Annotated in this window: 14 protein-coding genes; 3 read left to right on the forward strand and 11 right to left on the reverse strand. The window is 70.2% G+C overall.

Annotated features, from left to right (window positions below):
• Nucleotides 1–160 precede the first annotated feature (160 nt).
• Together EES43_RS24015 and EES43_RS24020 are read right to left on the reverse strand one after the other, a co-directional pair.
• On the reverse strand, nucleotides 161–514 hold the full coding sequence (locus tag EES43_RS24015; protein WP_206430112.1) for an STAS domain-containing protein: 354 nt from the start codon (nucleotides 512–514) through the stop codon (nucleotides 161–163).
• Nucleotides 511–1836, reverse strand: coding sequence for a PP2C family protein-serine/threonine phosphatase (locus tag EES43_RS24020; protein ID WP_124270646.1), 1326 nt, complete (start codon nucleotides 1834–1836; stop codon nucleotides 511–513). The genes EES43_RS24015 and EES43_RS24020 overlap by 4 nt, the downstream gene beginning before the upstream one ends.
• A 245-nt stretch (nucleotides 1837–2081) precedes the next feature.
• Between EES43_RS24020 and EES43_RS24025 the strand changes: the two genes are divergently transcribed.
• Together EES43_RS24025 and EES43_RS24030 are read left to right on the forward strand one after the other, a co-directional pair.
• Entirely contained in the window at nucleotides 2082–6149 is a 4068-nt protein-coding gene (locus tag EES43_RS24025) for a SpoIIE family protein phosphatase (RefSeq protein ID WP_124272135.1), read from the forward strand.
• Complete coding sequence (locus tag EES43_RS24030) at nucleotides 6149–6466, forward strand: STAS domain-containing protein (RefSeq protein WP_124270647.1); 318 nt, start codon at nucleotides 6149–6151, stop codon at nucleotides 6464–6466. The genes EES43_RS24025 and EES43_RS24030 overlap by 1 nt, the downstream gene beginning before the upstream one ends.
• Before the next feature lie 113 nt (nucleotides 6467–6579).
• Here the strand turns inward: EES43_RS24030 and EES43_RS24035 are convergent, their stop codons facing one another.
• The 8 genes from EES43_RS24035 to EES43_RS30760 all read right to left on the reverse strand — a co-directional run bounded on the left by EES43_RS24035 (nucleotide 6580) and on the right by EES43_RS30760 (nucleotide 15060).
• Complete coding sequence (locus EES43_RS24035; RefSeq protein ID WP_124270648.1) at nucleotides 6580–7047, reverse strand: hypothetical protein; 468 nt, start codon at nucleotides 7045–7047, stop codon at nucleotides 6580–6582.
• A gap of 245 nt (nucleotides 7048–7292) precedes the next feature.
• The gene (locus tag EES43_RS24040) at nucleotides 7293–8162 is read right to left on the reverse strand and encodes an MBL fold metallo-hydrolase (protein WP_124270649.1); all 870 of its coding nucleotides are present in this window, start codon (nucleotides 8160–8162) and stop codon (nucleotides 7293–7295) included.
• Between the two features lie 324 nt (nucleotides 8163–8486).
• Nucleotides 8487–9983, reverse strand: coding sequence for an amino acid permease (locus EES43_RS24045; protein ID WP_124270650.1), 1497 nt, complete (start codon nucleotides 9981–9983; stop codon nucleotides 8487–8489).
• A 412-nt stretch (nucleotides 9984–10395) separates the two neighbouring features.
• Nucleotides 10396–11463 carry a DNA polymerase III subunit beta family protein gene (locus EES43_RS24050; protein ID WP_124270651.1) on the reverse strand — a complete coding sequence of 356 codons (1068 nt, stop codon included), beginning with the start codon at nucleotides 11461–11463 and terminating at the stop codon, nucleotides 10396–10398.
• A gap of 240 nt (nucleotides 11464–11703) precedes the next feature.
• The gene (locus EES43_RS24055) at nucleotides 11704–13233 is read right to left on the reverse strand and encodes a UDP-N-acetylglucosamine 1-carboxyvinyltransferase (RefSeq protein ID WP_124270652.1); all 1530 of its coding nucleotides are present in this window, start codon (nucleotides 13231–13233) and stop codon (nucleotides 11704–11706) included.
• Between the two features lie 325 nt (nucleotides 13234–13558).
• The gene (locus tag EES43_RS31545) at nucleotides 13559–13882 is read right to left on the reverse strand and encodes a helix-turn-helix domain-containing protein (RefSeq protein ID WP_241192518.1); all 324 of its coding nucleotides are present in this window, start codon (nucleotides 13880–13882) and stop codon (nucleotides 13559–13561) included.
• The gene (locus EES43_RS24065) at nucleotides 13879–14637 is read right to left on the reverse strand and encodes a hypothetical protein (RefSeq protein ID WP_124270653.1); all 759 of its coding nucleotides are present in this window, start codon (nucleotides 14635–14637) and stop codon (nucleotides 13879–13881) included. Before EES43_RS24065 ends, EES43_RS31545 begins: the two co-directional genes overlap by 4 nt.
• Nucleotides 14638–14901: 264 nt before the next feature.
• A complete protein-coding gene (locus EES43_RS30760; RefSeq protein ID WP_164493239.1) occupies nucleotides 14902–15060 on the reverse strand; it encodes a hypothetical protein in 159 nt (52 codons plus the stop codon).
• 232 nt (nucleotides 15061–15292) lie between these two features.
• Here EES43_RS30760 and EES43_RS24070 point away from each other — a divergent pair, with 232 nt between their 5' ends.
• A complete protein-coding gene (locus EES43_RS24070) occupies nucleotides 15293–18046 on the forward strand; it encodes an AfsR/SARP family transcriptional regulator (RefSeq protein ID WP_124270654.1) in 2754 nt (917 codons plus the stop codon).
• Nucleotides 18047–18070: 24 nt separating this feature from the next.
• Here the strand turns inward: EES43_RS24070 and EES43_RS24075 are convergent, their stop codons facing one another.
• The gene (locus EES43_RS24075; protein ID WP_124270655.1) at nucleotides 18071–18985 is read right to left on the reverse strand and encodes a serine/threonine protein kinase; all 915 of its coding nucleotides are present in this window, start codon (nucleotides 18983–18985) and stop codon (nucleotides 18071–18073) included.
• Nucleotides 18986–19004: the final 19 nt, after the last annotated feature.

Raw genomic sequence — 19004 nt, forward strand, 5'->3', positions numbered from 1 at the left:
ACGGGACTCCGGGCCCGGCTCCACGACCACGGCGGGTACGAGCAACCGCTCCACCGGCATGTCGTCCCGAGCGCGCCGCGCCACGAGGTCACCGGCCGATCCCGCAGGACGGTACGCGATCGGGGTGCCGCCTGCGCCGGTCCACACCCGCCCGCCGGGTTCAGGAGCGCAGGGCGTTGATGGCTTCCTCAGTGGTCGGCTGCAGGACGAAGACCTGATCGAGCCCGACGATGCGGAAGACGCGGAGCAGATCGGGGCTCGACCCTGCCAGGGACAGCTGGGCCCCGGTGGCCTGGGCTCGTTGGTAGGCGGTCACGAGCAGGGTGATGCCCGTGGAATCGCAGTACGTCAGACCGGACAGGTCGATCACCAGCCCGGTGCCGGTTTCGAGGGGGATCTCGTTCAGCGCCTCGCGGAGGCGGGCCGAGGTGTGGTAGTCGAGCTCACCGGACAGGGTCAGCACATGGGGGCCGGCGAGGTGGGGCTGGGCGGTCACGGTCAGGGTCTGGCTCACCGGGTCTCCTGTACGGGTTCGGTGCGGCGGGTCGGGACGGACAGAGCGAGGAGCGCGGTGTCGTCGTTGACGCCCGCGCCCAGGCCGGTGAGGAGTTGGTGGACGCCTGCCAGGAGACCGTCCGCGTCGTGCCAGACGCCGGCTGCCAGGTGTGCGGCCAGGCCCTGTTCCTCGAGCAGGGAACCGCCCGGTGTACGCGCTTCGGTCAGGCCGTCCGTGTACAGCAGCAGGGCGTCGCCCGGACGGAGACGGGTGGCGGTCTGGGTGAAGCGAGGGGCGGGCAGCAGGCCGATGAGCTGTCCGCCGGTGGTGCGCACGGGTTCGACGGTGCCGTCGGCGCGTACGGCCAGGGCCGGGGGGTGGCCGCCGCCGGCGAGCGTGAGGGCGAAGGAGCCGTCGTCCTCGGGCTGCAGGACACCGAAGACCGCGGTGCAGTAGCGGGGGTTGGTTCCTTGGTATTCGCCTTTGAGGACGGTGTCGAGGTTGGCCAGGACCGCGCACGGGTCGGGGTCGTAGATGGCGGCGGCCCGCAGGGTGTAGCGGGTGAGAGAGGTGAGGGCCGCCGCGTCGGCTCCTTTGCCGCACACGTCGCCGAGGAAGAACGCCCAGCGTCCGTCGTCGAGGGGGAACAGGTCGTAGAAGTCGCCGCCGACCTCGTACTCGGAAGCGGTGTGGTAGGCGGCGGCCGTTCCGAGACCGGGGACCCGCGGCAGGGCGGGCGGCAGGAGCGTCCGCTGGAGGGTGCGCGCGAGACCTTCGGCGGCGGTGCGCATCTGCCGCTCGGCGGTGACCGTGCGGATGGCTGACAGGCGCAGCTCCAGCTGGTCCATCACCAGGGCGGCCAGGTTCTGGAGGGCGGCCAACTGCTCTTCGGTCACCTGGCGGGGCTCGGTGTCGAGCACGTTGACGGTGCCCAGGTGGTAACCGTCGGCGGTGGTGATGGGCGCGGCGGCGTAGAACCGCACTCCGATCCCTCCGTGGACGAGGGGGCCGGCGGCCGTGCGGGGGTCGGTGAGCGTGTCCGTGACGATGTAGGGGGCCCCGTCGAGAATGGCGGAGGCGCACAGCCCGGAGGCGCGGGCGATCTCGGTGGTGCCGCTCAGTCCGCTGGTGGCCATGAACCACACGCGGTCGCTGTCGACGATGCTGACGGTGGCGAACGGGGTGCGGAAGATCTGGGCGGCGAGGGAGGCCACCTTGTCGAACGCCCCGTCGCAAGGAGTGTCCAGGATCTGGTAGCGGCGCACCGCGGCCAGACGCCGCTCCTCGTCCGCGGGCGGGGGCGCCGAGCCCGGGTGCAAGGCGCCTTCTGCCACCGTCACCGCTGTCTCCCTCGCTGCCGTCCCGCGTGCCCACCGGCGGGGCGACTGCCCTATCCTACGGATCGCGCCACCCGGATCCGATAGCGGTGGCGTCCCCACGGGGAAGGCTGTGAGCGGTCGCTTTCGGAGAGCGGCCGAGGCGGACGAAGGGAAGTCGAGTGGCGGGTACTGAAGACGCCGGGCGTGGACCGGCGCCCGCGGTCGACGTGTTCGCCGCGGACGCCGAGGTCGGCGGAGACCTCGCCATGGTGGACTGGGCGACGCACCCCCTCGGGCCGCCGGCCGGCTGGCCGCAGAGCCTGCGGACGGCGGTGAGCATTCTGCTGTCGTCGCGGTTCTCCATGTGGATGGCGTGGGGCCCCGAGCTGACGTTCTTCTGCAACGCCGCCTACCGGCGGGACACGCTGGGCAGCAAGTACCCGTGGGCGCTGGGCCGGCCGGCGAGCGAGGTGTGGGCGGAGATCTGGAACGACATCGGCCCCCGGATCGACACCGTGCTCAACACGGGCGAGGCCACCTGGGACGAAGCCCTGCTGCTGTTCCTGGAACGGGCGGGCTATCCGGAGGAGTCCTACCACACGTTCTCCTACAGCCCGCTGCGCGATGACGCCGGCCAGGTGGTCGGCATGCTGTGCGTGGTCAGCGAGGAGACCGAGCGGGTCATAGGCGAGCGGCGGATGGCCACGCTGCGCGATCTGGGCTCCGACCCCAGCGTGGTGCGCACCGAAGAGGAGATGCTGGCCTTCTCCGGACGGCAGCTCGGCCGCAACCTGGCGGACCTGCCCTTCGCGCTGACCTATCTGTACGAGGACGACGGAAGCGCGCGGCTGGCGAACGCGGCCGGCCTCGAAGCCGGGCATCCGGCCGCCCCGGCGATCCTGCCCGCCGGTGAGACGGACGGGGTGTGGCCCGTGGCCGCGCCCGCCCAGGGGGAATCGGCGCTCGTCACGCTCGACGCGGAGCCGTTCGCCGCGCTGCCGACCGGGGACTGGCCCGAGCCGCCCACCCGGGCGCTCGTGGTGCCGCTGCTGCGACAGGGCGGCGCACCGTACGGGTTCCTGGTCGCCGGGCTCAACCAGTACCGACCTCTCGACGACGTCTACCGGGGCTTCGTCGAACTGGTCGCCGGGCACATCGCCGCCGGGATCGCGAGCGCCCGCAGCTACCGGGCGCAGCAGCGGCGGGCCGAGGAACTCGCCGAGCTGGACCGGGCGAAGACCACCTTCTTCTCCAACATCAGCCACGAGTTCCGCACGCCGCTCACCCTGATCATGGGGCCGATCGAGGAGCTGCGCGGACGACTGGCGCCGGGGGACCCGCAGGCGCGGCAGGAGCTGGAGGTCGTCCACCGCAACGGGCTGCGACTGGGCAAGCTGGTCAACACACTCCTGGACTTCTCCCGCATCGAGGCCGGCCGGATGCAGGCGACCTACGAGTCCGCGGACCTGGCCGCGGTCACCGCGGAACTGGCCAGCGTCTTCCGCTCAGCCGTCGACAAGGCCGGGCTCGACTTCACCGTCGACTGCCCGCCCCTCGACGAGCCGGTGTACATAGACCGCGGCATGTGGGAGAAGGTGATGCTCAACCTTCTCAGCAACGCGCTGAAGTTCACCTTCGACGGCTCGATCACCGTGAAGGTGCGGGCCGTGAACGGCGCGGCCGTGGTGACCGTCGCGGACACCGGCATCGGCGTCCCGGCGCAGGAGATGCCCCGGCTCTTCGAACGCTTCCACCGCATCGAGAACGCCCGCTCCCGCTCCAACGAGGGCAGTGGCATCGGCCTGGCCCTCGTCCAGGAGCTCGTGGGCCTGCACGGCGGCGACATCAGCGCCGACAGCACCGAGGGCGAGGGCACCCGCTTCACCATCCGCCTTCCGTTCGGCGCGGCGCACCTACCCGCCGACGCCCTCACGCCCCCGGCCGACACCAGCGCGTCGCCCACCGCCACCGCCCCCTACGTACAGGAAGCCCTGCGCTGGCTGCCCGGCGCACAGAGCGGCGAGGCGACCGTCGACGACGCCGCCATCGCCCCGGAACCCGCCGGCCAAACCGCCGCCCACGCCCGGGTGGTGGTCGCCGACGACAACGCCGACATGCGGGAGTACCTCACCCGGCTGCTGGCCGGCGCCGGCTACGAGGTCCACGCCGTCACCGACGGCGTGGAGGCGCTGGACGCCATCCGCGCCCAGGCCCCCGACCTGGTCGTCAGCGATGTGATGATGCCGCGCCTGGACGGCCTGTCGCTGGTCGCCGCCCTGCGCACCGACCCGCGCACCGCGGCCGTGCCCGTACTGCTGCTGTCCGCGCGGGCGGGCCAGGAGGCATCGATCGAGGGCCTCCAGGCCGGCGCCGACGACTACCTCGTCAAACCGTTCGCCGCTGCCGAACTCCTCGCCCGGGTCCGGGCGAACGTGGAACTGGCACGCCTGCGCAACCACCACGCGCGCTGGCGCACCGCACTCGTGGACTCCCTCCAGGAAGCGTTCTTCGTCTGCGACGAGGAGGGCGCCGTCATCGAGATCAACACCGCCTTCACCGACATCCTCGGCTACGGCCCCGAGAACCTGCCCTACACTCCGATCCATCCCTGGTGGCCCGACGCCGACACCGACCCCGACGCCCACCAGCAGGTCGCCGACGCCTTCGCCGGACTCCTCGGCCAGAACCAGGGCAGCCACACCATCCCCGTCACCCACCGCGACGGACACCGGCTGTGGATCAGCGCCACCTTCAACCAGGCACAGGACCCCGACACCGGGCGCACCGTCACCGTCGGAACCTTCCGCGACGCCACCGCGGACCACTACGCCATCCAACGCGACAGCGCCCTCGCCTCCCTCAGCACCTGCCTGACCCGCGCCGGCGACCTTCCCCAGGCACTGGCCGACGCCATGGCCGAGCTGAAGGAACTGTGGCGCGCCGACCGCGTACTGGCCGCCGTCTTCGACCACGCCGACAAACCCGCCCTGACCACCACCGAACCCGCTCTGACCTGGCAGCAGCTACCCGCCGAACGCCGTCAGGCCCTCACCGACCTGCGCGAGCGCCCCCTGCTCACACCGACCGTGGACAGCACCGGGGCCGGCATCATCCTGGAACACCCCGACGGCCCAATGGCGCTGTGGGTCGACCTCGGCGACCAGCGGCCCTTCACCAGCGAGGACCAGCTGCTGCTGTCGCTGCTGGCCGGACACCTCGCCCAGGGCCTGACCCGCGCCCACCAGATCGACCAACAGCGCGAGACCGCCCTCGTCCTCCAGCGCGCGATCCTCGGCCCCTCCCAGCTCCCCGAAGGCTTCGCCGTCCGCTACGAACCGGCCACCCGCCCCCTGGAGGTCGGCGGCGACTGGTACGACACCGTGTCGCTGCCCGACGGGCGCATCGGCATCGTGGTCGGGGACTGCGTCGGCCGCGGGCTGGAAGCCGCCACCGTCATGGGCCAACTGCGCAGCGCCTGCCGGGCCCTGCTGCTCCAGGACGCGAGCCCCGCCCGGACACTGATGGCGCTGGACCACTTCGCCGCGAGCGTCCCGGGCGCTCTGTGCACCACCGTCTTCTGCGGTGTCCTCAACCCCGAGACCGGCCGGCTGACGTATTCGAGTGCCGGACATCCGCCGGGCATCCTCGCGCTTCCCGACGGCACCACCACGCTGCTGGACGGCGGCCGGTTCGCACCGCTCGCCGTCCGGCCCGGGACCGAGCGCCCGGAGGCCGAATGCGCCGTGCCCGCCAGGGCCACGCTGCTGCTGTACACCGACGGCCTCGTGGAACGCCGGAAGCGTCCGCTTACCACCGGCATCGACCAGGCGGGCGAAGCGGTCCAGGAGGGCCGCGAGAGCGCCGTCGACGACCTCGCCACCCAGGTCATGGAACGCCTCGCCCCGGCCGGGGGCTACGACGACGACGTCGCCCTGCTGCTGTACCGCCACCCCGCTCCGCTGGAGATGTCCTTCCCCGCCGAGTCCGAGCAACTGGCGCCCGTCCGCAAGGCGTTGCGCAGCTGGCTGGACCAGTGCGACCTGCCGCCCCAGACCGTGCAGAACGTCCTGGTCGCCGCCGGCGAAGCGTGCGCCAACGCCATCGAACACGGCCACCGACACCGCCCCGGGGAGACGATCCGCCTCCGGGCAGAAGCACTCGTGGACGACCTGCACCTGTCCGTCGTGGACAGCGGCAACTGGAAGCCGCCCCAGCCCGAGCTCAACGCCCACCGCGGCCGGGGCGTCAGCTTGATGCGCGCGATGATGCAGCAGGTCACCATCACCCCCAGCCCGACCGGTACCACCGTCGGCATGCATATGAGGATCGCCTGATGACCACACCGCTCACCCTCACCGCCCGCAACCGGCCGGACGGAACAGCGCTGCTCAAGGCCGTCGGCGAGATCGACATGAGCAACACCGACGCCCTGGCCTCCGCTCTCGACGCCACGACAGGCCCGCTCGTCATCGACCTCACCGACGTCGAATACCTCGACAGCGCCGGGCTGAGCGTCCTGTTCGCCCACGCCGACCGCCTCGAACTCATCGCCGGCCCGCTGCTGACCCCCGTCCTGACGATCTCCGGACTCGCCGACCTGACCACGAGCCACGGACCGGACGGCGGCACCGCGCCGGCCCCGCCGAACTGACCCCGCGCCCTGACGCCGTGGGCTTCGGACCGACGGCGTCGAGCCTGCGGCGAGAGGTCTTCAGGGCGCCGGCTGAGGAAGCCGCTCAGCCGGCGCGGCGCTTCCCCTGACCGTCAGGGCGGCCCCACCGTGTTCACCTGGCCTCCGCACCCGAAGAGTTGGAAGCCCCCGGCCGGGGGCCCGGTGGGATTCGTCAGGTGACGGTGGACGGTCGCGAGCTGGGAGTCGGACAGTGAACGCCGCAGGTAGGCGTCCTTGATCTTGTAACGGCGAGTGATCAGGTCCCCGGCTTCACCTGCGCCGGGCCAGGTGATCGGATGCAGCCACGGCATCGTCCGACGGGCGTTCACGGCCGGCTCGACTCCGGTGCCGGCGGTCACCGCGGACACGAAATCGGTCACCATCCGGTCGGCGTCCGCAACGTCCGCGTCGATCTGGACGATCATGCGGACGGTCCCCGCGCTGCGGTGCGCGGCCTGCATGATCGCGTACAGGTTCGCCTGCGGAGTACGGGCCGCGCTGTTGCGCTCGTGACAGATCCCGAAGTTGCGCAGCAGAGTGGTGAACGCCCTCCGGGTCATTCGCCGGTCCCAGTTCCAGGCGACCACACACTCCACAAGCCGGGCGGGCGCGCGCGACAGGAGCAGGGAGGGATCGGTACCTCGGGACAGCCGCCCCCGAGGCGCGGCGACCGCCGTGGGTCGGTCGGCCTCTGAGCTTTCTGGATGGCCTGGTTGTGAATGGGTCGTGCGCCCCACGGCTCCGGCCGCGCCGCTCATCCCCGCCGCCTGGCGGGTCCGTCTGCGTGCGCGTCAGTCGTGGCGGTTCACCAGCGGACCGCGGTGAGGTCGACCGGCCGTGGCTGGAGCAGCCGGGAGCGCTCCGCCAGGGATCGCAGCCGCCGGGCCATGTCGTCTGCGGAGAGGCGGCGGCGATCTCCGTGGCCCGGTAGGACCCATGCGAACCGCAGCCGTTCGGCCACCCTGGTCAGTGAGGTTGCCAACTCCTCGATGGAGTACCAGGTCACGCTGTCGGCGACTTCCAGATCGCCGGTGGTGCGCGACCAGTAGAAGCTGTCCCCGCTGAAGCAGTACCGGTCGTCGGCGAGGTAGAGCACACTGCCCCGAGTGTGACCGGGCAGAGGGTGAACCGTGACCCCCGGGCCGATCTCCCGAGGTTCGAGACCGCGGATCACCCGGTCCGCGTCCGGCGCCGCGTCCAGGTCGCCCTCGTGGATCCACAGCCGGGCGCCGAAATGGTCCGCGTAGCGGCGGCCGTGCGCAGCGTGATCGCGATGGGTGAGCAGCACATCCGTGACCTGGCCCGACGCCGCGTAACGCTCGGCGAGTCGAGGACTCCAGCGCGGGGTGTCGATCATCATGACCGTGCCGGAGGGCCGCAGAAGCAGATAGGAATTGGCCCCGGCGGTGTGCCGCGAGTTGTGTCCGCACATCAGTACGCCGCCGTCCAGGGCCATGGGAAAGGGGTCGAGGTTCTGGTCCGGCTGCCCGGACGGAGAGCGGATCGAGCGGGTGGGGCAGGCGAAGACGGCCGCGTGCAGGCGTCGTGTCTCAGCCTCACCGCGCGGCGGGCGCAGGATCCAGGACTTCCCCTCGGCCTCGATGATCAGATCGGGCGCGAGCTGCCGAGCGACATCGCAGTTGGTGCAGCGGTCGTCCACGTACCACCCGTCCACAGCACGACTCCTTCCATGAGAGGCAACCCCGGACCGGGGCTGCCTCTCATGGATACCTCACCTGCGGCCGAGATCCGTAGGCCCCGCCGATCTTGTACTTCTGGCCGCGGTGCTCTCTTAGGACCGGGCCCACACGGGCGCAACAGGCCCGTTTCCCGGCCTGTCGCGCCCGTCGCCGGGCGGGCTCGGTCTCCGGGGCGGCGGGCGGAGGTCCGCCGTTCCCGAGAGCCGGCGTGGGACGCCCGGCCGGTGATGCGGCGTCGCGTCCGGCCGTGTGCGTGGTCCTTGCCCGGCTTCGGAGATGCCGCAGGCCGGTGGCTGTGTTCAGGCGCGGCTGGAGGAGGGTGCCTCGTTCTGGTTCATCCGGCTGTGGCGGCGGCCGTAGAAGAAGTAGACGGCGATTCCGATCACCATCCAGCCGAAGAAGCGCAGCCAGGTCTCCGTCGGCAGGTTGAGCATGAGCCACAGGGACGCGAGTGCCGCGACGACGGGCAGGACGGGTACCCACGGTGTGCGGAAGGCCCGGTGCAGGTCGGGGCGGGTGCGGCGCAGGACGATGATGCTGAGGGACACGACGACGAAGGCGAACAGTGTCCCGATGTTCACGAGTTCAGCCAGCTCGCTGAGGCTGGTGAAGCCCGCGACGATCGCGATGATGGCGCCCAGCATGATGGTGGGCCGGTGGGGGGTCTTGAACCGTGGGTGTACGTGTGAGAAGAACCGGGGCAGCAGGCCGTCCCTGCTCATCGCGAAGAACACCCGGGTCTGGCCCAGGAAAAGGATCATGCAGACGGTGGTCAGGCCGATCGCGGCGCCGAAGCTGATGACACCGGCGTAGAAGGGGTGTCCCGTGGCCTTGAAGGCGTCGGCGAGGGGTGCGTCGATGGAGAGCTCGCGGTAGTTCTGCATGCCGGTGACCACGATGGACACCGCGACGTACAGCAGGGTGCAGATGAACAGGGAGGTGAGGATGCCGCGGGGCATGTCGCGCTGCGGGTTCTTGGTCTCTTCCGCGGCGGTGGCGACGACGTCGAAGCCGATGAACGCGAAGAAGACGACCGAAGCGCCGGTGAAGATGCCCAGGACACCGAAATTGGACGGCGCCCAGCCGGCCAGCACCTGGATCAGCGGCGAGTTCAGCCCGGTCCCCGCCTCCACCGCCTGCTGCTTCGGGATGAACGGGCTGTAGTTGCTGCCGGTGATGAGGAAGGCTCCCGCGATGATGACGATGAGGACCACGGTCACCTTGATGGCGACGACGACCGTGGTGATGCGGGCGGACAGCTTCATGCCCAGCACGAGGATGGCTGTGAGCACCACGATCAGGGCCGCGGCCAGGATGTCGAAGCCGAACCCGCCGACGCCTTCACGTCCGCTGAGCGCGTCGGGCAGCACCCACCCGATGTCGTCCATGAGGGAGCGGATATAGCCAGACCAGCCGACGGCGACCACGGCTGTGCCGAGGGCGAGTTCCAGGATGAGGTCCCAGCCGATGAGCCAGGCGGGCAGTTCACCGAGCGAGGCGTAGGAGAAGGTGTAGGCGCTGCCGGCCACCGGGACGGTGGAGGCGAACTCGGCGTAGCAGAGCCCGGCGAGCGCACAGACGATACCGGCGACGACGAAGGACAGCGCGGTGGCGGGTCCGGCGTTGTTCTTCGCGACCGTTCCGGTCAGTACGAAGATCCCGGTGCCGATGATGACGCCGACTCCGAACACGGTCAGGTCCAGGGCGGAGAGCGACTTCTTGAGCTGGCGCTCCGGCTCCCCGGTGTCGCGGACCGATTGTTCTACGTTCTTCGTCCTGAACAGACTGTTGCCCACAGAGTTCTCCGGTCGTTGCTGTCACGCCGTCTGGAGCAAGAACCATCGCTCCGATACGGCGGTCTTTCACGTATCTGGGGGCCTGCGGTCGCCCATCAGTGCTACGGGATGTAGCCCATTGGGCGGTGCTGCCCGCGAGGGCGGGCTCTGCGCGCAAACGCCCGGCGACGACAACCCGCCCGCCGCCGCGCCTCGACGGCCGCACCTCCGCCGGCCACCCGTGGAACGCCCCGCCGCCCGCTCAGGACCTCGGCCGGGGGCGTACACGAAGCGGGAGCGGCAGACGGACACACGCTCTGGACGGTCAGCGGCGCGGGTAGTCGTGCGCCAACACCGCCTGGCTCCGGCCAGTAGCCCCTGATCCGGCTGCATCCGATGGGTCCGGGCGGGCCGGATCAGGGGGCACGTACCGTCAGTCCTCCAGGCGGACCGGCATCAGGACCGAGAAGGCGCCCTCGTCGTCGGGCCGGCGGATCGCGATCGGCGCTGTGGGAGCGCCGAGCTCCAGAATCAGCCGGTCCCGGGCCCCGGCGGTCAGCGCGTCCAGCAGGAACTCACGGTTGACGGCAACGCGGTCGGGATCTTCGGCACCCTCGGCGCAGAGGGCCACCGTGCCGCCATCCGCCACCCTGAGCACGCTGAGGTCGTGCCCTCCGCCTTCTCCGGGCCGGACCGGACCGGTCCTGAGGGCTTCCCGGAAGGCCGGCACCTCGACGACGGTGCGGCGCCCCGCGGTCCGGGGGAGGAGGCGACGGTAGTCGGGGAAGTCGTGGTCGAGGCACTGACCGGCCGCCTGCCGGCCGTCGGTCTCCAGTTCCACGCGGTCACCGTCGACGGAGAGCCGCACGGGCCCCTCGCCGCCCAGGAGCGCCCGCATCGCGTCGGCGAGCGGGGTGGGCACGATGACCTGCACCCGGGCCCCGTCGTGCCCGGAGGTGCCGGCCTGCGCGACAGCCATCCGATACCGGTCGGTGGCGACGACGTGAAGGCTCTCGCCCTCGATGTCGAGCAGGACACCACCGAGCATCGGCAGCTCCGGGTCGGTGCTCGCCGCGAAACGCACCGCGTCGAGTGCCGCTGCCAGCTCGGGCGCGGCGACGGACACCCGGGCGGTGGCGATGCTGAGCGAGGTCATGGCATTCTCCCTCTGATCGAGTAGTGCTCGCAGTGCGGAGAACTCTCCGCGGGCATCGGACAGTCCCTGTTCGAGGCGGCACAGGTGCGTCTTCAGCAGCTTCCGGACCAGATCGGTGTCCGCGCCGGACCAGCTGGCCAGTACCAGCCGGATGTCCGCCAGCGGCATCCCGGCCCGGCGCAAGCGGGCCAGTAGCCGGGCCTCCGGCAACTGCTCGGGTTCGTACCAGCGGTAGCCGCTCACCGGGTCCACCCAGGCCGGGACCAGCACCCCGGCACGGTCGTAGAACCGCAGGGCGCTCACGCCCAAGCCGCTGTCGCGGGCCGTCTCGCCGATGCTGCGCATGTCGTTCTCCACACCCAGGACTCTGGCCCCTGCACAAGGTCGAGGGTCAACCCGGTCCCGGAGACGCCCTCGACACGGTCTTCGGGCAGCCCGGCCGGACAGGGCTGCCGAGACCGGACGCGAGGCTCGCAACAGCCCCGCGCGGACGCAACCTCGCGGAGAGGCCCCGCAGAGGCCGCCGCCCCCTTCCGAACCAGCGCTTCACCTGGTCGGGGAGGGGGGGGGCGGCGGCGTCGTGGGCTAGATGTCCCGGAAGATCTCGATCTGCGCGCCCACCGAGTTGAGGCGTTCCGCCAGTTCCTCGTAGCCGCGGTTGATCACGTACACGTTGCGGAGTACGGAGGTGCCTTCCGCCGCCATCATCGCCAGCAGCACCACCACGGCCGGGCGCAGCGCGGGCGGGCACATCATCTCGGCGGCGCGCCAGCGGGTCGGGCCCTCGACCAGGACCCGGTGCGGGTCCAGGAGTTGGAGACGGCCGCCGAGGCGGTTGAGGTCGGTGAGGTAGATCGCGCGGTTGTCGTAGACCCAGTCGTGGATCAGGGTCTGGCCGTGCGCGGACGCCGCGATGGCCGCGAAGAACGGCACGTTGTCGATGTTGAGCCCGGGGAACGGCATCGGGTGGATCTTGTCGATCGGCGCTTCCAGCTTGGAGGGCCGCACCGTCAGGTCCACGAGCCGGGTGCGCGCGTTGTCGGCGGCGTACTCCGGGGTGCGGTCGCAGTCGACGCCCATCTCCTCCAGGACCGCGAGCTCGATCTCCAGGAACTCGATCGGCACCCGGCGGATGGTGAGTTCGGATTCGGTCACCACGGCGGCGGCCAGCAGGCTCATCGCCTCGACCGGGTCCTCGGAGGGCGAGTAGTCCACGTCCACGTCGATCTGCGGGACTCCGTGGACGGTGAGCGTCGTCGTGCCGACCCCGTCCACCCGAACGCCCAGCGCCTCCAGGAAGAAGCACAGGTCCTGGACCATGTAGTTGGAGGAGGCGTTGCGGATGACGGTCGTGCCGTCGTGGCGGGCGGCTGCCAGCAGGGCGTTCTCCGTCACGGTGTCGCCGCGCTCGGTCAGGACGATGGGCCGGTCGGGGGCGACCGCGTGGTCGACCTGCGCGTGGTACAGCCCCTCGGTGGCGGCGATCTCCAGGCCGAAGCGGCGCAGCGCGATCATGTGCGGCTCGATCGTGCGGGTGCCGAGGTCGCAGCCGCCCGCGTACGGCAGGGTGAACTGCTCCATCCGGTGCAGCAGCGGGCCCAGGAACATGATGATGGAGCGGGTGCGGCGCGCGGCGTCGGCGTCGATCGCCTCCATCTCCAACTGCGCGGGCGGCACGATCTCCAGGTCCACGCCCTCGTTGATCCAGCGGGTGCGCACCCCGATGGAGTTGAGGACCTCCAGCAGCCGGAAGACCTCCTCGATCCTGGCGACCCGGCGCAGCACCGTGCGGCCCTTGTTGAGGAGCGAGGCGCATAGCAGTGCGACGCAGGCGTTCTTGCTGGTCTTGACGTCGATGGCACCGGAGAGCCGGCGTCCGCCGACGACCCGCAGATGCATGGGGCCGGAGTATCCGAGCGACACGATCTCACTGTCGAGGGCTTCACCGATACGGGCGATCATCTCAAGGCTGATGTTCTGATTGCCACGCTCGATGCGGTTGACGGCGCTCTGGCTGGTGGCGAGCGCCTCGGCCAACTGCGCCTGTGTCCAGCCCCGGTGCTGACGGGCGTCACGGATGAGCTTGCCGATGCGTACGAGGTAGTCGTCTGACATGTCGGCAGGCTATCTCAGATATGAGATGAGAATGCTCTGGGGGTGTGCCGTTCGGGTGACGGGCGTGCATGGGCTTGGCAGATGCCCGGCCTCTCCCATCGTCCCTCGCGCGGGAGCGAAGGGCGCGGGGTGCGCGTCCGTACGGGTTCGGGGCCCACGCCGCCGGGCCGGCGGTCACGTCGGGGTGTGACCGCCGGCCCGCGTCGCCGCGGACCGCGCCCCCGGCCGGTTCATGTCCGCTCGACGGGCAGGAGGCGTTCGGATCCCGACTGGGCGCGGCCCCGGGGCGAGAGTCCCGGGGCCGCGCGTCGGACGGGTGGCGGATTTACGGCATGCTGCCCCCGCCGCTCTTGTCCGTTCCTTCGTCCGGCTCCTCGGCAGTCCCTTCGTCTGCCTCTTCCTCCAGCTCCGGATCCACGGCGTACAAGGGGTGCTCGTGGATTCCCAGAGCCCGCATCAGCTCGCTGGTCGACACCCGGTACATGCCGCCGACGCGGAGTACGGGGCAGGGGAACGCGCCCCTTCGATTCAGTCGGTATGCGGTCTCGGTGCAGATTCCGAGTGCACGGGCCGCCGTCCGCAGATCGATCGCGACCGGCAGATCGAACATCTCGGTGAAGCCCAGCCGGTTCCCGGGCGAGCGCGTCACGGCCGCCTCGCAAAGGGGCGGATCGGCAGGGTTCCGACGCGGCGCCTGGACCGCCGCCGACTCCTGGGGCAGCAGGCCGTCGCTCCGCCCGCGGCCGGAACGAGGGCCTCCTCTCGTACGTGCTCCGGGCGTACGCGGAAGCGAAGGGGCGCGCGCAGGCCCTCCGGCCCGTCGGGGCGGTCGACCTGTACGTCCAGGGCCTGCTGCGGCGGGACATCGTCCGTCGTCCGGGCCGCCGGGACGAGGGCCCGGTCCTGGGAGATGCGCTCCACCTGGGTGGAGGGAATCTCCCGCAGGCCCTCACGCGCGAAGTTCCACGCCCTGTTGCGCGCGGCCTTGACCAGCGGTGTGATGCTGAGAGGGGGCGCCGGGTCCAAGGCCGCCAGCTCGCTGAGCAGGGTCAGGATCATCTCGGCCTCCACGTCCGAGCGGTCGGCGCGCAGACGCCCGCAGATGCGATGAACCGTTCCGCTCAGCATCGGCAGCGCCAGCAGGATCACCAGGAGCTTCGCGGTTCCGTCGGAGGTGGCATCGGCCCGCGCGGCGGCGAGCGCCGCATCCCAGATCGCGGCGGAGAGCCGAGGGTCGGTCTCCGGCCCGTACAGGGCAGTGTGAGCCGCGGTGGCGGTCAGCTGGACAGGCCCCGCCGCATCCGCGTCCGCCGTGACGGCCAGCACGGGCGCGTCCTTGATCCGGGGGTTGTCGAAGTGCTGCCTCACCGAGGCGAAGGCACTCGTGTAAGGGGCATAAATCATGGAATATCCCTTTCTTTGGCCCGAAGAGAGACTCGGGCGGGGGATGGAGAGGTGCTGCGTGCGCGGTGTCGGCGCCCTGCTTCTGGGACCCATGAGATCCGGACAAAACGGGAAGCAGTCTCAGGCGCCCCACATTTCTACATCTGTGTGCAGCCTTGGACGGTCGCGGACGGTCTCGAATCCGCCGCTCGGAAACCGGCCTTGTCTGTCCTGAGCGGATAAGGGGCGCCCGCCCACGGACGGGCGCCCATCGGGACCCGAGTGTCAGGCCGTGTCGGAGGACGTGGAGTCCGGGGTCCCGGTCCGCGGGGTCGCGGGAGTCGTCCCCTCGGCCGGGACGGCCGACCGGCGGCGGCGGTCCGGCGGGAAGCCGGGAGACGTCCTGAGGCGGCTCAGGCGGCGGGTGCGCTGGCGGCTGTTCATGCTGGAGAGCCTTCCTGATCGGGAACTGTGCCGATCTCGCTCCTTTCGGCGAGCGGCTGATGCCATCGTGCCCGGCCGGCGAGGCGGGCCGCGGAGCGAAAACTGAGCGGAAACTGAGTCCACGGGGGCGTGAAGGGGCGCACGCGTATGAAGCCCGTTACGGCTGCGCACTGATCAAGAGGTGTCGCAAGGCCATTGGGGGCCTCGCGGTCGCGCGGGGAAGGGAAGAGCGATGGACGGGCAGGTGTTGGGCCCCATCGGCGTCGAAGTGCCGGACGGGGAAGGGGTCATCGGGACGTCGAAGGCGGCCGGTCTGTTCGCCCTGCTGGTCACGTCTCCGGGATGCAGGTGCAGCAGGAGTGAGATCACAGAAATTCTGTGGGAGGGAGACGATGGCGCCAGCGACAAGTTGAACTGGGCGGTCAAGGAGCTGCGGAAGCGACTGGGGAAGGCATTCCTGCCCCATGCGGGCAAGTCGGGCTTCTGCACGCTCCTCGCACCGGTCGAGGGCGTCGACTACCTCCGCTTCCTCGCAGGGCGGCAGCGGGCTGCCGCCCTGCGGTCTCCCCTGGAGAAGTACGAACAGCTCCGTCGCGCCCTGGAGGAGTGGAAGGACGACGAACCCCTGCGAGGGCTGTGCGAGAGCGGCTTCGAGAAGATCCGGCAGCGGATGCGCGAGGAACGGGTCTCCGTCGTATGCGACTTACTGGACGCCGCGTGGCGAACCGGCGAGGAGAAGTGGCTCCGTGAGGAGGCGGAGAAGTGGCACGCGCGTCTTCCGGGAAACGCCAGGATCTTCGGGTTCTACCTGATTGCCTTCGGCCGGGAGCTGCCCGACCAGGAGTGCGATCGTCTCATCGAGGAATGGAGGAGCCGCCACGGCATGCCTGACACGGAACTCCAGGGTGTCATCGACAGATTGCGCAGGGGAGCGACTTGGGACGGTGGGGTGCTGCGACCGCCGCTGCCCGACGAACTGCCCGTAGGCGACCGCGAGATCGTCGGGCAGGAGTCCGCGCTCCGCGCACTTGATGACGCCGTCCGCGCGGAGCAGCAAGCGGGCAGGACGGCACTGATCCTGATCACCGGCATGGCGGGCGTGGGGAAGTCCCTGTTGGCCCGCTCTCTCGCGCGGCGGCTGCGGGAGCGGTTCCCGGACGGCACTCTCTACAAGGAGTTGGCCGGGTTCAGTGATACGGGGGTGCCGCCCGCCGAACCGGAGCAGGTGCTGGACGGCCTCCTGGCGGCTGTGCCGCCCTACTCCACGGAGATGACAGGGCTCGAGGACAAGAGCAGGGCCCTGCGTTCGGCCCTGGCCCGTCGCTCGGTGCTGCTGGTCCTCGACGACGCGGCCGGCTTCCAGCAGGTGCTGCCGCTGCTCCCGGGATCCGGCACCAGTGCCGTGATCATCACGAGCCGCGACGATCTGGGTGCGCTGCAGGCGGAGAACGGGGTACACCGACACAAGGTGGGGTTGTTGTCGGACGAAGAAGCTCTGGAAGTGCTCTGGACGAACGTGTCCGAGAAGGATCGGGCCAAGTACGCTTTCGTCTTCACCGAAGTGGCCCGTCACTGCGGAAACTTGCCGTTGGCACTCGCCGTCGTGCAGCGACGGCTCAGGGACCGCCCACTGCAGGCTCTCCCGCATCTGCTGGCCCAGATGAAGGAGGAGCGGGCCAGGCTGGACGTTTTGCACCTGCCGGAGCACGTGATGTCGGTTCGGGTGGCGCTGGGCGTCTCCGTGCGTGCGCTCGACACCGAAGCCAAGCTGCTGTTGTGGCAGTTGGCTGTCCACCCAGGTCCCAGTATTTCCTGGGACGCTGTCATGGACATCGGTGGGGCGAGCCCGGCGATGGAGACGGATCGCGCTCTGGGCGCACTTCTGGCGGCGAACCTGGTGGAGTTCCACTCCGACCGCTACCGCCTCCATGACCTGGTGCGCGCCTTCGCCCGCCACCACATGGACGCCGTACCTCCCGAGGACAAGGAGGACCTGGAACGAGCCACCGTATGCCAGGTGTTGGAACACCAGTTGCAGAACGCCCGGGTCTGCGACCGAGTGCTGGATCGCCGACGGGTGCTGCCCACCGGTGAGCCGGACGGCGTGACGGTGTTGGCCGAGCCGGCGAACCCCGAGAAGGCGGCGGAGGCGCTCGACAAGGAGTACGAGACTATCCGGAACTGCGTCGAACTGGCCCTCAGCCTGCGGATCGAGCGGTACATGTGGCTGTTGCCGGTAGTCCTGGTCCCTTACCAGTGGCGTCGCTTCCACCTCTCCGACGCGCTGAATTACCTCCGTTCCGCCGCAGAGGTGGCGGAGACGCATGCGCCGCCGGTCGAGTGCGCCCGGGTGTACCGACTGCTGGCGGGAACTCAGTGGCGCCGGGCGGAGTTCGCCTCGGCCGTCGGCTATCTGCGCCGGGCCATCTCACTCAGCGAGGGAGACGACAGCGCGGAGGGCCGCCTCAGCCTCGCCCGCTCCTGCTACTCGCTCGGCGTCACTCTGCGCAAGCAGGGCGAGGAGACGGAGGCGGAGGGGTACCTCGGCCGAGCCCTGGAACTGTACCGGGAGGTGTCCTACGCGGCGGGAGAGGCAGCGGCCCTGAACGCCGTCGGGGCGATCCACTACGACCGGGGCGAGCACGACGAGGCGCTCCGCTGGTGCGCGGACGCCCTCGCCGTGGTCGAGCGGACCCCGGAGCGCAGCGGCCGGGCCGACGTCCTGTTCACCCTGGCCAAGGTCCACCTGGCCCGATCCGAGCGGAACGAGGCCGTCCGGCTGTACCGCCAGGCGTGCGACATCTACCGCGAGCAGGAGTACTGGCCCGACGAGGCCAAAGTTCGGCGGCTCTTCGCGGACGTCCTGGTGTCCGCCGGCGACACCGAGGAGGCGGTCGAGCAGTTGGAGCGCGTTCTCGTGCTGCGGGAGCTGATGGATGACACGGACGTCGGGGAGGTTCGGGAGCTGCTGGAGAGGCTGAGATGACGCCCGTCGCCACGACGGGCAGGGTCACAGCCTGGGCGGGCGAGTGCGGTAGTACTCCGTCGCGTCGGGGTCCAGGCGCTTCGACGGCCGGCGACGTGAGCCCGTCGTGGGCAAGTAGGCGCGGATGTGTTCGAACACTTCACGCACGTCGGCCGGGCGGTCCTCGGGATCCCACCGGACCATGTGCAGCGCGAGGTCGCGGAATTCTGGCGGAATCGCTTCCAAACGGTCTGGCGGAAGCACGGGGTGGTGCCGGGTGACGCGTTCCTCCATTCCGCCATAGGGGAGCCGCATCACGGTCATCTCCAGCAGAACGCAGCCCAGTGCGAAGATGTCTGCCCGACCGGTCAGACCCTTCTGGTTGCCGACCCACTGCTCGGGTGCGGAATAGCCGAAGGTGCCGCTGGCCCACTCTGTCCGCACACTCTCCCTGACCGCGTGACCCATGTCGATGAGACGAAGTCGTCCGTCCGGTTCCACGATGACGTTCTCGGGTTTGAGATCACCGTGCACCAGCTCCTTTTCGTGCACCTTATGGAGGATTTCGCAGAGCTGGCCGATGACCGAGGCCACCGTCTCCGCATCTCTGACCGGCTTCGCCTCCGCCATGGCATCGCGGAGCTGTCGGCCGTCGATGTATTCCATCACCAGACATCTGCGGTTCCGATACGTCCCCGACGCGATGATCTCCGGGATCTCTTCGATGCCGGTCAGTTTCAGCATGCGGTCGCCCTCCTGAGCGAGGCGCTCGCCGGCGCTCCAGTGGGCGCTGCTGGTTTCCACGGTTCGGGCCTTCTGGGTCTTCACCGCCACTCGTTCTCCGGTCCGTTCGTCGTACGCGACGTAGAGATCCCCCTGGCCTCCCTCGCCGACCAAGCTCAGGACCTCGTAGCGCCCCTCGATGCTCCCGACGTCCCGGATTTCCTCGAGATCACTCATGACCGCCTCCGTTCTTCCC

The organism is Streptomyces sp. ADI96-02 (genome assembly GCF_003846185.1).
GTDB lineage: Bacteria > Actinomycetota > Actinomycetes > Streptomycetales > Streptomycetaceae > Streptomyces.

Excerpts from the sequence above, each read along its gene's own strand:
- EES43_RS24025 (WP_124272135.1), top strand. The coding sequence starts at position 2,082 with ATGGTGGACTGGGCGACGCACCCCCTCGGGCCGCCGGCCGGCTGGCCG.
- EES43_RS24065 (WP_124270653.1), bottom strand. The coding sequence starts at position 14,637 with ATGATTTATGCCCCTTACACGAGTGCCTTCGCCTCGGTGAGGCAGCAC.
- EES43_RS24050 (WP_124270651.1), bottom strand. The coding sequence starts at position 11,463 with ATGCGCAGCATCGGCGAGACGGCCCGCGACAGCGGCTTGGGCGTGAGC.
- EES43_RS24055 (WP_124270652.1), bottom strand. The coding sequence starts at position 13,233 with ATGTCAGACGACTACCTCGTACGCATCGGCAAGCTCATCCGTGACGCC.
- EES43_RS24070 (WP_124270654.1), top strand. The coding sequence starts at position 15,293 with ATGGACGGGCAGGTGTTGGGCCCCATCGGCGTCGAAGTGCCGGACGGG.
- EES43_RS24075 (WP_124270655.1), bottom strand. The coding sequence starts at position 18,985 with ATGAGTGATCTCGAGGAAATCCGGGACGTCGGGAGCATCGAGGGGCGC.
- EES43_RS24035 (WP_124270648.1), bottom strand. The coding sequence starts at position 7,047 with ATGACCCGGAGGGCGTTCACCACTCTGCTGCGCAACTTCGGGATCTGT.
- EES43_RS24030 (WP_124270647.1), top strand. The coding sequence starts at position 6,149 with ATGACCACACCGCTCACCCTCACCGCCCGCAACCGGCCGGACGGAACA.
- EES43_RS30760 (WP_164493239.1), bottom strand. The coding sequence starts at position 15,060 with ATGAACAGCCGCCAGCGCACCCGCCGCCTGAGCCGCCTCAGGACGTCT.